Consider the following 16,086-nt stretch of genomic DNA (forward strand, 5'->3'; position numbering starts at 1 on the left):
CCTTAACAATACTTTGCATTGGGCGGCTAGTCAGCCAATGGCAGGCAATATTTGTTCGGCAGGTGAATAATTACCCGCTAAAATCTTCTCGCGGCGCGCAGGACGTGCCATGATTTACGCCTTAACCTAAGGAATGGATTGACGTATGAGCCGGGGCTGGAAGCTATTTATTATCGCCATCGCAGCGGCTGCGGTTTTAAGCGGCGCCGGGCTGCTGACGCTGAGCTGGTGGCTGCCGCGGCTGGCGGGCTTCTGGCTGCCCGCTGCCACCACGGTCAGGCTGGATGGCAACCCCCGCTGGCGTTCAGGCGCCTTGTGGCTGCCCGGCCTTCGCTATCGCACAGGCGACTGCGAGCTGGCAAAGGCGAGCAACGTGACGCTGGGAAGAGCCGCAGGCCGCTGGACGCTGGGCGCGACGCTGCTTGAAGTCAACAGCGCCTGTTTCAGCAAGCTGTCAACAAGCAGCGATCAGCCTGCCGCGCCGCGTTCGCTGGCGGAGTGGCAGTCAATGTTGCCAAAAGCAGACGTTGCCATTGAGCGCGTCAGCCTGCTTCCCTGGCAAAGCTGGGCGGGAGCGCTGCGGCTCAACCTCGATCCGCAACGGCAGCTTATTCACTGGCAGGGCGAAAACCTTTCGTTACGGGCCGTGCTGGCGGGCCAGCAGCTGGATGTACAGTCGCTGGCGCTTAGCGTAGCGGGCATGACCGATCCCATCACCATGAACGGTTTGCTGACGATGCCGAAAATACCTGACCGGCTGCCGGATAGCGGCGAGCTGGCGGCCACGCTGAAAACGGCAAGCGTTCCACAGCCGCTGCGGGCCAGCCTCAACTGGCAGCAGAACAGCGGCACGCTGACCCTCAGGGCGCAGGATCTGGAGGTGCCGCTGCTGCTGCTGCCGTGGCGGGTTTCCGCGCAGCAAATTGCGATTAGCCAGGGCAAATGGCGCTGGCCCTGGGCCGCACAACCGGTGTCCGGCGGCGTGGCCCTGACGCTAAAAGACTGGCGGCAAGGGCTGCCGGGGATGGAAGTCACAGGGAGACTCAACGTGCTGACCCAGGGACGCGGCGGCAAAGGCAATGTCGTGCTGTCAGTCGGGCCGGGCCATCTGGACTGGACGCAGAGCGAGCTGCCGTTTCGCCTGACGGGCGAGAGCAAACTGGCGCAGCTGCTTTTTTTCGCCGGCATTCCCGGCAAGTTACAGGGCCCGCTGCTTGATCCCGTTCTGCGCCTTCAGCCCGGCGCGCTGTTGCGGATGCGCGGGCGTCTGCTCTCTACGCTGGAGGTGGACGAAGCGCGCTGGCCGCTTTCCGGGGTGGCGGTCTCTTCAGCGGGCATCGAGGGGCGGCTACAGGCCATTCTTAGCGCGCACGATAACCAGATGGGACGGTTCCGCCTGCATCTGGACGGTCGCGCCACGGGATTCTGGCCGGACAAAGGCCGCTGGCTGTGGCGCTATTGGGGCGACGGGCTGATGGCGCCGCTGGCGGCCAAATGGGATGTAAAAGGGCGTGGAAGCTGGCAGGATCGGCAGATTGAACTCGCTTCTTTGTCCACCGGATTCGATCAAATTCGCTACGGCGGGGTAACAATGGCCGCGCCCAGGCTAACGCTGGCCAGGCCGGTTCGCTGGCTACGCGACGAGAAAACCCCTGCTTTTAGCGCAAGCTTGCGGCTCAACGCGCAGCGCACCAGCCTCGACAGCGGCGGCTATCTGCCGCCCGCAGAGTTAATGCTTGACCTCAACGGTAGCGATCCCGCTCGTTTCCTCTATAAGGGCAAACTGACCGCCGATCCGGTCGGCCCGGTACGGATACAGGGCCGCTGGGACGGTACGCGGCTGCGTGGCCAGGCCTGGTGGCCGCAGCAGTCGCTAAGGGTTTTCCAGTCACTGTTGAACGACGATCTGAAAATGTCTGTTCGCGGCGGCACGCTGAAAGCTCAGGTCGCTTTTTCAGCGGCGGCGGATCAGGGTTTTGCCGCAGGCGGCCACTGGGTGGTCAGCGACGGCAGCGTGCGCACGCCGGATAACCAGTTTACCGGCATCGATTTCTCTTTGCCGTTCAGGCTGCAAGCGGGCCAGTGGTACTTTGGCGCCAAAGGCCCGGTTTCGCTGCGCATCAAGGCAATTAAAAACCAGTTTGCGCTAAAAAATATTCGCGCCGATCTTCAGGGCTGGTATCCGTGGAGCGCCGCCCGGCCGCTGCGCCTGAGCAACGTCGGGGTGGAGGTGCTGGGCGGCGAGCTGAGTTTGCTTAGCCTTCAGCTACCGCAAACCGAAGCGGCCACGCTACGGCTGAAAGCTATCAGCATGAGCGAGCTGGTAACGGCCATTCAGCCGAAAAAAATCGCCATGTCCGGCCGCGTTGACGGCGCGCTGCCGCTGTGGCTGCAAAATTCTGCCTGGCTGGTCAAAGAGGGCTGGATCACCAACAGCGGCCCGCTGACGCTGCGGCTGGATAAAGATTTCGCCGACGCGCTGGCTTCCGGTAATATTGCCACCGGCGCGGCGATGGACTGGCTGCGCTATATGGAAATTTCCCGCAGTCGGGCCACGCTGAATATTGATAATAAAGGCGAGATGACCATGACGGCGCAGGTCAACGGCACCAGCCGCTTCAGCGATAAAAATCAGCACGTCTCGCTGCACTACACGCAGCAGGAAAATATTTTTCAGCTGTGGCGTAGCCTGCGCTTTGGTGACAATTTGCAATCCTGGACAGAGCAGCACGCCACGCTGTCAGCACAAGGAAAAACCGAATGAAAACAGCTCTGCCGATCCTCGCGGGGATGCTGCTCAGCGGCTGCGTGCCCCGTATTGAGGTCGCTGCCCCAAAAGAGCCGATTACCATCAATATGAACGTGAAAATCGAGCATGAAATCGTGATTAAAGCGGACAAAGACGTGCAGACGCTGCTGAAAAACGGCGAAGATGCGCCGCTGCGGCAATAAAAAAGCAGCCGGGCGGCTGCTTTTTCAGGCGAGATCTGAGGAAAAGATCAGGCGTTAACCAGCTGGTTCAGCGTGGCTTTCGCTTCTTCGCTGGCTTTGGTGGCCGCTTCCGGGCCGTATGCCATGCCTTCAGCGTAAACGAACTGTACGTCGCTCAGACCCAGGAAGCCCAGGAACAGCTTCAGGTAAGGCGTTTGCAGATCGGCTGGCGTATCTTTATGGATGCCGCCGCGGCTGGTGATCACAATTACTTTTTTACCGACGATCAGACCTTCCGGGCCTTTCTCGGTGTAGCGGAAAGTTACGCCGGCGCGGGCAATCAGGTCAAAGTAGTTTTTTAATTGCGTCGGGATGTTGAAATTGTACATCGGCGCCGTAATAACAACGGTATCCACAGACTGAATTTCAGCAATCAGCTCGTCGGAAAGCGCCAGGGCTTCCTGCTGACGCGGCGTCAGAGCAGCATCGGAAGGACGCAGCGCGCCGACCAGTTCGCCGTCCAGTACCGGAATCGGATTTGCAGCCAGATCGCGGATCACGATCTCATCGCCGCTGTGCGCCGCTTTCCACTCTGCAACAAAGTGATCGGCCAGCTGGTTGGACTGTGAGTAGCCTGCGAGAATGCTCGATTTCAGTACTAAAACTTTGCTCATAATGAATTTCCTTTGTTATGCGGATGTGTCCGCTCAATGACTTACACTCTATTGGCAAATCAGCCGTAGGGATAGTGCAATATTCTGAAGCCCGTGTTCGAATTTACTGAACAAGGTTAGCGCGCCGCAGCCGTAGCTAAGTGGTTGTCTGTGCTACAATACGCAAAATTTTTTATTCATACTTTGTTTGCCAGCCTGCTGGCGATTAGCGAGCTTTTTTATGTCTGATACTCCCCGTACGCCTTTAACGACGCTGGCGCCGCGCCTGGAAGCGCTGATGCTCAGAGATCGTCAGCGGCTGCAAAAGCGCCTGCACGGCGCAAAAAAAGTGAAGAACCCTGCGGCTCAGCAGGCGATAGCCGATGAGCTGAGCGGCGAAATCGCCGCGGCGGAACAGCGCGTGGCGCTGCGGAAAGCGGCCACGCCGACCATCCGCTACCCGGAAAACCTGCCGGTCAGCCAGAAGAAACAGGAAATCGCCGAGGCTATTCGCGATCACCAGGTGGTGATTGTGGCAGGCGAAACCGGCTCGGGGAAAACCACCCAGCTGCCGAAGATTTGCATGGAGCTGGGCCGGGGCATCACGGGGCTGATTGGTCACACCCAGCCGCGTCGTCTGGCGGCGAGAACGGTGGCCGATCGCATTGCGGCCGAGCTGGAAACCTCGCTCGGCGGCTGCGTGGGCTACAAGGTGCGCTTCAACGATCAGGTCAGCGAAACGACCCAGATCAAGCTGATGACCGACGGTATCCTGCTGGCGGAAATCCAGCAGGATCGCCTGCTGATGCAGTACGACACCATCATTATTGATGAGGCGCACGAGCGCAGCCTGAATATCGACTTCCTGCTGGGCTATCTGCGCGAGCTGCTGCCGCGCCGTCCCGATTTAAAGATTATCATTACCTCGGCCACTATCGATCCACAGCGCTTTTCCCGGCACTTTCACCATGCGCCGGTGATTGAAGTCTCCGGCCGCACTTATCCGGTCGAAGTGCGTTACCGGCCGATTGTGGAAGAGGCGGACGACACCGAACGCGATCAGCTACAGGCGATTTTTGACGCGGTGGACGAGCTGGGTCAGGAAAGCCGTGGCGATATCCTGATCTTTATGAGCGGCGAAAGGGAAATTCGCGACACCGCCGATGCGCTGAACCGTCGCGATCTGCCGCATACGGAGATCCTGCCGCTCTATGCGCGCCTTTCCAACGCCGAGCAGAACCGCGTCTTCCAGTCGCACAGCGGCAGGCGCATCGTGCTGGCGACCAACGTGGCGGAAACGTCGCTGACCGTGCCCGGTATTAAGTACGTTATCGATCCCGGCACGGCGCGTATCAGCCGCTACAGCTTCCGCACCAAGGTTCAGCGTTTGCCGATTGAGCCGATTTCCCAGGCGTCGGCAAACCAGCGTAAAGGACGCTGCGGCCGCGTTTCCGAGGGCATCTGTATCCGCCTTTATTCGGAAGAGGATTTTTTAAGCCGTCCGGCCTTTACCGATCCGGAAATTTTGCGCACCAATCTGGCCTCGGTCATCTTGCAAATGACCGCGCTGGGCTTGGGCGATATCGGCGCGTTTCCTTTTGTGGAAGCGCCGGACAAACGCAATATTCAGGATGGCGTCAAGCTGCTGGAAGAGCTGGGCGCGATAACCCTGGACGACCAGCACTACAAGCTGACGCCTTCCGGCCGTTCGCTGGCGCAGCTGCCGGTCGATCCGCGCCTGGCGAAAATGGTGCTGGAGGCGCAGAAATACGCCTGTACCCGCGAAGTGATGATTATCACCGCCGCGCTTTCTATCCAGGATCCGCGCGAGCGTCCGGTTGAGAAACAGCAGGCATCCGACGAGAAACATCGCCGTTTTGCCGACAAAGAGTCCGATTTCCTCTCCTTCGTCAATCTGTGGAACTACCTTCAGGAGCAGCAGAAAGCGCTGTCGTCCAGCCAGTTCCGACGCCTGTGCAAAACGGACTACCTGAACTATCTGCGCGTGCGCGAATGGCAGGATATCTACACCCAGCTGCGGCAGGTGGTGCGCGAGCTGGGTATTCCGCTGAACAGCGAACCGGCGGATTTCCGGGGCGTGCATACCGCGCTGCTGACCGGGCTGCTTTCCCATATTGGTCAGAAAGACGTCGAGAAGCAGGAGTACTCCGGCGCGCGCAACGCCCGCTTCTCGATTTTCCCCGGCTCCGGCCTGTTTAAAAAGCCGCCGAAGTGGACGATGGTCGCTGAACTGGTGGAAACCAGCCGTCTCTGGGGCCGTATTGCCGCCCGTATCGAGCCGGAATGGATCGAGCCGCTGGCGCAGCATCTGATTAAACGCAGCTACAGCGAGCCGCACTGGGAGAAAGGCCAGGGCGCCGTGATGGCCAGTGAAAAAGTCACGCTGTACGGCCTGCCGATCGTAGCGGCGCGCAAGGTCAACTACGGCCCGATCGATCCGGTGCTGTCGCGCGAGCTGTTTATCCGCCACGCGCTGGTGGAAGGCGACTGGCAGACGCGTCACGCCTTCTTCCGCGCTAATCTTAAGCTGCGCGAAGAGGTGGAAGAGCTGGAGCATAAATCGCGCCGCCGCGATATCCTGGTGGATGACGAGACGCTGTTTACCTTTTATGACCAGCGTATTCCGCACGAGGTGATTTCCGCCCGCCATTTCGACAGCTGGTGGAAAAAGGCGAGCCGCGAGCAGCCCGAGCTGCTTAATTTTGCTAAAGAGATGCTGATCCGCGAAGGCGCTGAGAACATCAGCAAGCTGGATTACCCTAACTTTTGGCAGCAGGGCAACCTGAAGCTGAAGCTGAGCTACCAGTTCGAGCCGGGAACCGATGCGGATGGCGTTACGGTGCATATCCCGCTGCCGCTGCTGAATCAGGTTGAGGAAAAAGGCTTCGAGTGGCAGATCCCCGGCGTGCGGCGGGAGCTGGTTATCGCGCTGATTAAGTCGTTGCCAAAACCGTTACGCCGTAACTTTGTGCCCGCGCCGAATTACGCCGACGCTTTTCTGGCGCGCGCCACGCCGCTGGAGCTGCCGCTGGTGGACGCGCTGGAGCGCGAATTCCGTCGGATGAGCGGCGTCACTATCGACCGTGAGGCCTGGCAATGGGATCAGGTGCCCGATCATCTTAAAATGACTTTCCGCGTGGTGGACGAACATAACCGCAAGCTGGCGGAAGGACGCGATCTCGCCGCGCTGAAAGAGCAGCTGAAGGCCAAAGTGCAGGAAACGCTGTCGCTGGTGGCGGATGACGGGCTGGAGCAGAGCGGCCTGCATATCTGGAGCTTCGGCGATCTGCCAGACCATTTCGAGCAGAAGCGCGGCAGCTACAGCGTGAAGGCCTGGCCCGCGCTGGTGGATGAAAAAGAGAGCGTGGCGATCCGGCTGTTTGATTCCGAGCACGAGCAGAAAAAAGCGATGTGGCGCGGTCAGCGCAGGCTGCTGCTGCTCAATATCCCTTCGCCGATTAAATATCTGCATGAAAAGCTGCCGAACAAAGCCAAGCTGGGGCTTTACTTTAACCCTTATGGCAAAGTGCTGGATTTGATAGATGACTGCATCGCCTGCGGCGTGGACAAGCTGATTGCTGAATATGGCGGCCCGACCTGGCAGGAAGAGGGCTTCCGCCAGCTACATGAAAAAGTGCGAGCGGAGCTGAACGAAACCGTGGTGGAAATAGCCAAAAAGGTCGAGCAGATCCTGACGGCGGTGTTTGCTATCAACAAGCGGCTGAAAGGGCGCGTGGATATGACGATGGCGCTGGCGCTTTCCGATATCAAAGCGCAGATGAACGGCCTGGTATATCGCGGTTTCGTTACCGGCAACGGCTGGAACAAGCTTGCCGACACCCTTCGCTATTTGCAGGCTATCGAGCGCCGTCTGGAAAAGCTGCCGGTCGATCCGCACAGCGACCGCGCCAGAATGGTCAAGATAGAGAAAGTTCAGCAGGCCTGGCAGGGGTGGTTTAACAAGCTGCCGCCGGTTCGCCGCGATGATGAGGATGTAAAAGAGATCCGCTGGATGATTGAAGAGCTGCGCGTCAGCTATTTCGCTCAGCAGCTGGGCACGCCTTATCCGGTTTCGGAAAAGCGTATTCAGCAGGCAATGGATGAGATAGTGCTCTGAGATTAACTCGTCCGCTGGCAATACAGGCCAGCGGACGCTCTTAAACTTAAATAGCTGTTGCTAAAAGAATTAGCAGTAAAAGCGCGTTAAGGATTGGTGAGCGGCTTTGCCTGCTGCATCCGGCTGGAGAAAAGGCAAAAAGGATATTCACTAGTACAGCTTAAAAACCTGCCTGAATGCCGCAAACCGACGGCATTCATTTATCCCTTTATTCCTGCGCCAGCGTTTCCAGGCCGTCCCGGAAGGCGGTGACGGCAATGGCGCGGTTATCCGCTTCGTAACGATCTTTTGCCGCCGGTGCAGAGCTTTGTACCGCAATCAGCTGCCAGCCGCTGTCGCTTTTTAGCAGGAGCGGCGAACCGCTGTCGCCAGGCAGGGTGTCGCACTGATGCGACAGCACATTTTTCTGCGCCCAGCCGGTAATCAGACAGTTGCTGTGTGAATAGAGCGTATCAAGATGATCTTCCGGGTAGCCCGCCTGAGTTACCCGACGCTGTTGCGTTTTCAGCGCGGCGGTCAGATCGCTGCGGCTGCCGTCAAACAGCGGCACGGGTGTTATGCCGGAAGGCGGATTATGCAGTACGACCAGCCCGTAATCGTAAGGTGCGGCCGATGAAGGCACGATCCAGCCGTCGCCGTCGGCCTTAAGCTTTCTGCCTAAAGCGGGATCGACCCGGGTATCCACATCGTGAATTTCGTAGCGCCAGTCGCCATCATGCCCGATAAAACGCAGCGCAACGACTTTATCGATTTTGCCCGGCGGCGCCAGCAGACAGTGGCCGGCAGTCAGGGCTAAATGAGGCGAAATCAGGGTGGCGCTACACAGGTTGCCGCTGGCGGTTTCCAGCTGGCCTATTGCTTCCCACGGCTGGCTGGCGGTATCGCTGACAGGGTGGCGATCGTCTTTGCCGAAAAACAGCGTTCTGACATCCTGTGCGTCGTCGTCACCGGCGTGGCTACAAAATGAAAGGGCTAAACATCCCATTAAAAAAAAAGCTTTCAGGCGCATGTCTCTCTCTGAATGGAGATTAAAAACCGCAGGTGGTAATAACTATAGTCGGCTGGCGGTAAAAAGGAAGTTTAATTTATAAATCAGCAGGCTACGGATATTAAAGATAGAAGCTAAAGGCGATAGCGCCGCAGATAATCATACAGGCCAGGATAATTTCGAATAAATAGCGGCGCACCATCATCCGATACTCCAGGAAAAAAACACCCGGCTGAACCGGGTGTTTAAGTGAACAGACTAAGTTGAAGGCTTGCTTCGGCAATTACGCTTTAGGCGCGGCGGCTTTCTTAGCGGTTTTCTTGTGGTGTACTTTCTTGGCGGCCTGAGCTTTCTGCGCTACTGGCTTAGCGGCTTTCTTGTGGTGTACTTTCTTGGCGGCCTGAGCTTTCTGCGCTACTGGCTTGGTTGCTTTTTTATGGTGCACTTTCTTGGCGGCCTGCGCTTTCTGCGCTACTGGTTTAGCCGCTTTTTTGTGGTGTACTTTCTTGGCAGCCTGCGCTTTCTGTGCAGCTGGCTTAACGGCTTTCTTGTGGGCCTTCTTGGCTGCCTGAGCTTTCTGGGCTACCGGCTGTTTAACGGCTTTCTTGTGTTTTTTAGCTGCCTGCGCTTTCTGCACGGCTTTCTTGTGCGCTTTGTGATGCTTAGCGGCATGAGCTGGCGCGGCGGTAGTAGAAGCAGCCGGTGCGGTAGTGGCTGGCGCGGCGGTGGTTTCAGCAGCAAAAGCAACTGAAGAGATACCCATAGCAGCGGCTACAACCAGAGCGAATAATTTTTTCATTGCACAACCCTCAAAGTGTTATTTCATTTTTCAGCCCACTGCGGGGCCGGTGAAGAGACTATAAGGGAAGGGCGGCGGGCTTTCCGTGAGTGATTGGTATCGGCGTGTTACCGATTGTACAAAGCCCGCCGGCGCGACGGGCTTGCGGACTGGTTACAGGTAGCGGTTTTCCAGATGCTGCCGGAAAAAGCGCGGATTAAGATCTTCGCCGGTGGCGTTTTCAATCAGCTGACGGGTGGTGAAACGACTGCCGTGCTGCCAGATATTCTGCTGTAGCCAGTCAAAGATCGGTTGCAGATTTCCTTCGCGGATATCGCTGTGCACCTGCGGCAGCGCCTTTTTCACGCTGTTGAAAAGCTGTGCCGCGTACATGGCACCCAGCGTGTAGGTAGGGAAATAGCCGAACGAGCCGTCCGTCCAGTGAATGTCCTGCATACAGCCGTCGCGATAGTTGCCGGTCGTGTCCAGCCCCAGCAGCGCCTGCATCTTCTCCTGCCACAGCGTCGGGATGTCGTCCACTTCAATCTCGCTTTCGATCAGCGCACGCTCGATCTCATAACGCAGAATGATATGCGCGGGATAGCTCACTTCATCCGCATCCACGCGGATCAAACCAGGCTTAACGCGCTGGTTAAGGGCGATAAAGTTAGCTTCTTCCAGCTCAGGACGGTCGCCCATCAGCGTTTTAACCTGCGGCAGCAGCAGGCTCAAAAACTCCGCGCTGCGGCCCAGCTGCTTTTCAAAGAAAAGGCTTTGCGACTCGTGAATCGCGGTGGAGCGGGCCAGTGCAACGGGCTGACCGGCCCACTGCTTCGGCAGATTCTGCTCGTAGCAGGCGTGGCCAGTTTCGTGGATCACGCCCATCATCGCGCTGATAAATTCGTTAGCGTTGTAGCGGGTAGTAATGCGTACATCTTCCGGAACGCCGCCGCAAAACGGATGCGCGCTGACGTCCAGTCGCCCGGCATTAAAGTCAAAATTAAGCAGCTTCATCAGCGCGTTGCCCAGCAGCTGCTGCGACTCCACCGCGAAAGGGCCAACCGGTACGGCAACCGGCTGGTGGGACTGCTTCTCGACAATACGCGCCAGCAGCGAAGGCAGCCACTGCTTCAGCTCGCCGAAGGTGCTGTCCAGCTTAGCGGCGGTCATGCCAGGCTCATAAAGATCCAGTAACGCATCGTAACGGGAGCAGCCGTTCGCCTGCGCGCGCAGTTCGGCTTCCGCCCGGCTCAGCTTCACCACTTCCTTCAGATTAGCGGCAAAACCCTGCCAGTCATTGGCGGGGCGCTGCTGACGCCAGGCGTGTTCGCAGCGGGCGCCGACGAGAGATTTTTCCTCGACCAGCGCGGCAGGCAGCAGGGCGGCCTGATCGTAAGCGCGGCGCATCTCACGCAGGTTAGCGCGCTCCACGTCATTCAGGGTTTCATTGGCAGCCTGATCCAGCCATTGCGCCACGGCTTTATCGGTCAGGATTTCATGACGCAGCACGCTCAGTTCGGCCAGCGCCGCGCCGCGTGCGCTGCTGCCGCCGGGCGGCATCATGGTCATCATATCCCAGCCGGCGATGGCTGACAGATGGCCGAAGCGGGAAAGACGGGTAAAGGTTCGGGTCAGATTTGCATAGGCGGATGACATAGATATCCTTTTAGTCATGGCGCTGTCAGACAGCGCGAGGAGGCGTTAAGGGTAAATCAACCGGCCAGCAAAAGCGAACGCTTGCGCCGCCAAGCGGGCTGGCGTCGATAGTCACGGTGCCGCCAAAGGCCTGCGCTACCGAGTGCACAATCGCCAGCCCAAGCCCGCAGCCGCCGGTCGCGCGGTCGCGGCTGGGGTCAAGACGCACGAAAGGCTCGAATACCCGTTCGCGCTCGGCCAGTGGAATGCCCGGCCCGTCATCCTCTACCTGCAAGCAAGCGGTATCGCCGTCGAACCACAGCCCGACGCGCAGGCGCTGCCGGGCATAGCGCAACGCGTTATTGACCAGGTTATCCAGCACTCGCTCCATCAGCCGCGTGTCCGCCACGCCCAGGTTCTGACGCTGCGGCGTATCCAGCTCCAGGGTAAATTCGGGATGCACCATGCGGATATCGTCCAGCCGTTCGCTCAGCCAGGCAGCCAGATCGAGCGACTGAAGATGCAGATCGACCTTTGGCCTGTCCAGGCGGGCGTAGGTCAGCAATTCTTCAATCAGCGACTCCAGCTGGCCGATATCGCGATTCAGCGCGGCGGCTTCGCTGGCGCTAAGATTATCGCTCATCTCCAGCCGGTAGCGCAGGCGCACCAGCGGCGTGCGTAGCTCATGGGCGATGCCGTCAATCAGCTGCTTTTTACTGACCACCAGCGTATTGATATTGTCCGCCATCTGATTAAAGGCCACGCCGAGCCGCAACAGGCTGGAGGCGTTATCAAAATGGATCCGCTCGTCCAGATGGCCCTGGCCGAAGCGCTGCGCCGCCGACTCCAGCCGCAGCATGTCTTTCCAGTGCGGCCGCATCCAGATAAACACCGGCAGCGCCAGCGAAATGCCGATAAAGGCCAGCAGCACGATATCCAGGATGCGCATTTCGTGCAGGAAAAAGAGGTAAGGGATCGGCCCCACGGCCAGCACATAATGGCTGCGCGGAATGTGCTGTAAAAAAGTGTATTCGTCATCAAGGGCGACGATCCCGCCCGCGCGCAGGCGGCGCATGGTAGGCGCATCCAGCTGATACTTGTTCATCGGCTCGATATGCAGCTTAAAAGAGAGGTTAAGATCCAGATTATCGATGGTTTTATTCCAGTCGCGGGGCGGGATTTCCCGCAGCTCGCTGCGCATCAGGTAGAGCGAGCTTTTCATCAGGTCATCCATTGACTCTCGCCCGGCACGCTCGGCAGTAAATTTATACACCAGCCCCACCAGCATCGCCATGACCAGAAAACAGACAAACAGCAGCAGATAAAACTGAATAAACAGCTTCTTCATTTTTTTTACCTAAAAAACATAAATTTAGCTATATCGCGATGGCTGAAAGGGCACTGTGGGGGCAGGACGTAATCCCCCTGTGCGCTTGTTCAACAGTTCGGCCCAGTGCATTTATTCACGGTGAGCAGACGGTGTAAACCATTTCTGCATCCTCCGATTAGCAATGAAAGCCGGGCCTGCGTCGGCAGATAGCCTCCAGCAGGTAAAATGTATGCCTTGACTGATATGGGAGGCGATAAAACCCTGCTCGCCTCACGGCTCTGTCCCGGATAGATGTTCCAGAGTCCCGATAGTGAGAGGCCTGGCTACCACGCTTCGATCCGGAGACGAACACAAAATAAAGCTTGTGTATCCTTGTGGTGCAAAATCCGCGCCGCTGAAGAGTCACGGAAATTTTTGGAAAATATCCCGTAAGCTTTTTCTGCTCCCTTAACGTATAAAACTCGGGGGGAGGTAATTTTATAGTATGAATACCGCCGCTATACATTCGGCGAACCCCTGTTTCAGCATGGACAGCTTATTGATAGTACAGTTATAGCCCCGGAAAAAATGGGGTTTTGTGTTGCCCTTTGCATCGAGCGCGTTATTATAACTGATGGGGATAACGTCAAGTAAGGATGACAGATGACAAATATTAAAATGGAAGAAAAACTTTCAGAGCAGGGGTTTAGTGCCAGGGAAATTGCTTTGCTCAAACATCGGGTTGAACAAGATACAACAACGTATCAGGCGCTGCTTATTGACTTAAGGAAAAGGTTTATTGGATGTGTAATATTTCTTTTAGTTGTGCTTTTTTATTTTGGAGGGGCTTATTTTATCAGAGGACAGCCTGATTTTTTATCAACCATTTTAACATTAATTTTTACTTTGATTGTTTTCTGGTTTCTGGCACCGTTAAAGTTGGGTGCCAAGGCATATCTGTTTATCAGGAATAACAGCTAGTTATGATGTTCACCATGAATTGATTTAATTGTCATGGCATCACTTCCAATTTCAATCAGAAGGTCGGTTCGTGACATGTTCTTAATGTTCCGCACATAATCCGATCTCAGGTAGTGAAACAGCCTCCATGCTTCTGGTTTCATAATCAGTCGCGACATACCATAAGCTGATAAGAATAAATCCATATAGCTATATGCAAGCCTGCCGGTTCTGCTATCGAAGCCAAGGAGTTTCACCGCGTAGATATAACCTTGTTTTAAATCACCAATACGATCGTTTTTACCATCAAAAAAGTCAGAAATGCTTTCCTGAAATGCGTTAAGACCGTGTAAGGCGAGCATACCACCAAATGCAACTCCAATAATGTTGCCCGATCCAATCGAAGCCGCTAATATCCCACCACCCGCAACAATCTGAAACCCACTCAGTACTACGCCAACACCATTAATTACATAACCCCATATTCCATTTTCCTGCCTTAACTGAGCGGTCGCAACGATTTTAGCATTACCCATGCTTAGCTGGCGATCCTGACTTTCCAGAAACGCTCTTTCCTGCTTCAGATTATTGAGAGATTGCTGGCAGAGACGATCCTGCCGGGCGGTTCGGATAGTTTGTAACTGATGAACGATAAAATTTTGTATATTGTCTCTGAAATCCATTCTTACAGCTGTATTTCTGAGGTGGCGATCCGCCAGTTGGGCAGCAAGTCTTGAAAGTTGCCGTGCCTCAAGGTCTGCCATTGTAAGGAAGTAACGGGTGAAGGGGGCTCTCGCTAAGTAGTTATCCATAACTCATCCTTTTATCCATTGAAATAGCTTACCGGTAAGATAGTTAAAATAAGGCCGTTTCTGAAGGGGAGTTAGATGAAAATACTATGTGTTTTTCTCTGGTGATTGTAAAGAGACATTCTTTAAAATCCCAACGGATTTCTCTCCAAAAACAGATTTACTTAATTATTAATATTGGAACTTATAGCTATTTTTATAGCGGTTATTTGATTTTTATTTTCAAAAAAGTTATTTAATTGGAATGTGTTAATGTGTCTTTGCATAAATCCTCTTTCACCCTATAGAGAAGTTGAAAAGGCTTATCTGTTTTCACGGTATCATCAACTTATAACGTCTGGTTTCAGAACAGGAAAAGAAGGATTTTGGCGCTAAAAAGTGATGCATGTCCTTGGGTGTTCGCTTTTGTGTCATGTTTTCTCATGCCAGAAAAAATTTTCTGTATTAAATTGATCCTGGGCATTAAATTTGAAGAATGCTGTAAAACTCCCTTTGCATTTAACGTTGGTATAAAATCCCAGCCATATTCTGAGCGGGTGCTACTTAACCGGAAAAGATTATGTTTGTAAAAAAAGTAATATCAGGTTTGCTCATAGTATTGGGAAGCGCAGCCCTGGCTGGCTGCGTAGTGGCTGACGGCACGCATCATCATTCCAGCCCATCATCAGACCGGCATCATCATGCTGGTGCGCCAGGGACAGCAGGCAGCGGCAGTCAACATATAGGGCCACCGCCGCTTCCACGGAGCGCGGCTCAGCATTTTGGCCCTCCGGGCCATACCGGATTTTACCACTGAAAATGCAAAGGCCCACTTCGGTGGGCCTTGTCACAGGTTTATTCGGTTTTATTAAAGTGCTGAGCCGCTGTTTCGGTTACATGTCCCGGCTGGTAATGTCGGGAACAGGACTACCTGCTGCGCGATTGTCCTTGAACGAATCGGCAGAACAAAAAGGCTGCCTGCTGCACAATCGTCCTGACACGGATCGGCAGAACAAAATTTTACCGACATCCGCCAGACGAACGATTTTTATTGCGTATCCCAGGCGTGTGGCGCAAACAGATAGCCTTTATTACGGATTGTTTTAATGCGATAAGGCTCGGTTGCGCTGTCCAGCAGCTTTTTACGCAGGCGTGAGATCGCCACGTCGATGCTGCGGTCCATGCCGTCGTAACTCACGCCGCGCAGCGTTTTCAGCAGGGCATCACGGTTAAGAATCGAACCGGCATGCGTCGCCAGCTCCCACAGCAGATCGAAGTCAGCGGTGGAAAGAGCGATGATTTCGCCGCCCAGCGTGACCTGGCGGTTAACGGCATCCACGGTCAACGTGCCGAAACGCAGGGTTTTCTGTGCGCTCACGGCCGGAGCAATCACCGCCTCGTCGCCGCTGTGCGTCGCGGCCTGACGCAGATGCAGCCGCAGGCGCGCCAGCAGTACCGCAGGCGGCGTGGTTTTAAGGATATAGTCGTTGGCGCCCATCTCCAGCGATAAAATATGATTCATATCGCTGTCCAGCGAGGTCAGCAGCACAATCGGGCCGGACCATGTTTGGCTGGCGCGCAGATCGCGGCACAGCGTCATGCCGTCCTTGCCGGGCAGCATAATATCCAGCATCACCAGATCCGGCATGGCGGCCTCAATGGTGGCTTCGGCGCGGTCGCCACGGCTTTCTACGATCACTTCAATATCATGACGCTTCAGGTAGGCGGCGATAAGTTCGCCCACATCCCGATCGTCCTCAACGAATACTATTTTATTCATAGCGACATTTTTTTACCTGGGAGTAACAACATTACCCAATGTTTACGCTGACTACTATAAGTCAGGGCTAAATAACTCTCGATGTATAGTATAAATGGCGTAAAATATGTCATTATATTCGACAGG

The 16,086-nt window shown here is 55.6% G+C and carries 12 protein-coding genes; 4 read left to right on the forward strand and 8 right to left on the reverse strand.

The annotated features are described in order from the left end of the window. Window positions 1–145: 145 nt before the first annotated feature. Entirely contained in the window at window positions 146–2,764 is a 2,619-nt protein-coding gene (locus QZH36_RS01535) for a YdbH family protein (RefSeq protein WP_301729497.1), read from the forward strand. After that, a complete protein-coding gene (locus tag QZH36_RS01540) occupies window positions 2,761–2,952 on the forward strand; it encodes a YnbE family lipoprotein (protein ID WP_253453943.1) in 192 nt (63 codons plus the stop codon). The genes QZH36_RS01535 and QZH36_RS01540 overlap by 4 nt, the downstream gene beginning before the upstream one ends. Before the next feature lie 47 nt (window positions 2,953–2,999). Here the strand turns inward: QZH36_RS01540 and QZH36_RS01545 are convergent, their stop codons facing one another. Next, entirely contained in the window at window positions 3,000–3,605 is a 606-nt protein-coding gene (locus QZH36_RS01545; protein WP_253453945.1) for an FMN-dependent NADH-azoreductase, read from the reverse strand. Between the two features lie 220 nt (window positions 3,606–3,825). Between QZH36_RS01545 and hrpA the strand changes: the two genes are divergently transcribed. Then, the gene (hrpA, locus tag QZH36_RS01550; RefSeq protein WP_301729498.1) at window positions 3,826–7,722 is read left to right on the forward strand and encodes an ATP-dependent RNA helicase HrpA; all 3,897 of its coding nucleotides are present in this window, start codon (window positions 3,826–3,828) and stop codon (window positions 7,720–7,722) included. A 208-nt stretch (window positions 7,723–7,930) separates the two neighbouring features. On the opposite strand, the gene QZH36_RS01555 is transcribed toward hrpA, so the two are convergent. The 5 genes from QZH36_RS01555 to rstB form a co-directional block, all read right to left on the reverse strand. Then, the gene (locus QZH36_RS01555) at window positions 7,931–8,731 is read right to left on the reverse strand and encodes a trypsin-like serine peptidase (protein ID WP_253453949.1); all 801 of its coding nucleotides are present in this window, start codon (window positions 8,729–8,731) and stop codon (window positions 7,931–7,933) included. Window positions 8,732–8,831: 100 nt separating this feature from the next. Continuing rightward, window positions 8,832–8,915: a small membrane protein YdgU gene (gene ydgU / locus QZH36_RS21505; protein WP_495849197.1), complete on the reverse strand. Its 84-nt coding sequence runs from the start codon at window positions 8,913–8,915 to the stop codon at window positions 8,832–8,834. A 78-nt stretch (window positions 8,916–8,993) separates the two neighbouring features. Further along, complete coding sequence (gene asr, locus QZH36_RS01560) at window positions 8,994–9,509, reverse strand: acid resistance repetitive basic protein Asr (RefSeq protein ID WP_253453951.1); 516 nt, start codon at window positions 9,507–9,509, stop codon at window positions 8,994–8,996. A gap of 153 nt (window positions 9,510–9,662) precedes the next feature. Next, complete coding sequence (locus QZH36_RS01565) at window positions 9,663–11,144, reverse strand: carboxypeptidase M32 (RefSeq protein ID WP_301729499.1); 1,482 nt, start codon at window positions 11,142–11,144, stop codon at window positions 9,663–9,665. 25 nt (window positions 11,145–11,169) lie between these two features. Beyond that, complete coding sequence (rstB, locus tag QZH36_RS01570) at window positions 11,170–12,471, reverse strand: two-component system sensor histidine kinase RstB (protein ID WP_253453955.1); 1,302 nt, start codon at window positions 12,469–12,471, stop codon at window positions 11,170–11,172. A gap of 624 nt (window positions 12,472–13,095) precedes the next feature. On the opposite strand from rstB, the gene QZH36_RS01575 reads away from it, so the two are divergent. Further along, complete coding sequence (locus QZH36_RS01575) at window positions 13,096–13,413, forward strand: hypothetical protein (RefSeq protein ID WP_301729500.1); 318 nt, start codon at window positions 13,096–13,098, stop codon at window positions 13,411–13,413. Here QZH36_RS01575 and QZH36_RS01580 read toward each other — a convergent pair. Together QZH36_RS01580 and rstA are read right to left on the reverse strand one after the other, a co-directional pair. Continuing rightward, window positions 13,410–14,204 (reverse strand): DUF4225 domain-containing protein, encoded by a 795-nt coding sequence (locus QZH36_RS01580; RefSeq protein WP_301729501.1) that lies wholly within the window; start codon window positions 14,202–14,204, stop codon window positions 13,410–13,412. The genes QZH36_RS01575 and QZH36_RS01580 overlap by 4 nt on opposite strands. Window positions 14,205–15,228: 1,024 nt before the next feature. Further along, on the reverse strand, window positions 15,229–15,960 hold the full coding sequence (gene rstA / locus QZH36_RS01585) for a two-component system response regulator RstA (protein ID WP_301729502.1): 732 nt from the start codon (window positions 15,958–15,960) through the stop codon (window positions 15,229–15,231). Window positions 15,961–16,086: the final 126 nt, after the last annotated feature.

The organism is Erwinia wuhanensis (assembly GCF_030484085.1).
Classification (GTDB): Bacteria; Pseudomonadota; Gammaproteobacteria; order Enterobacterales; family Enterobacteriaceae; genus Erwinia; species Erwinia aeris.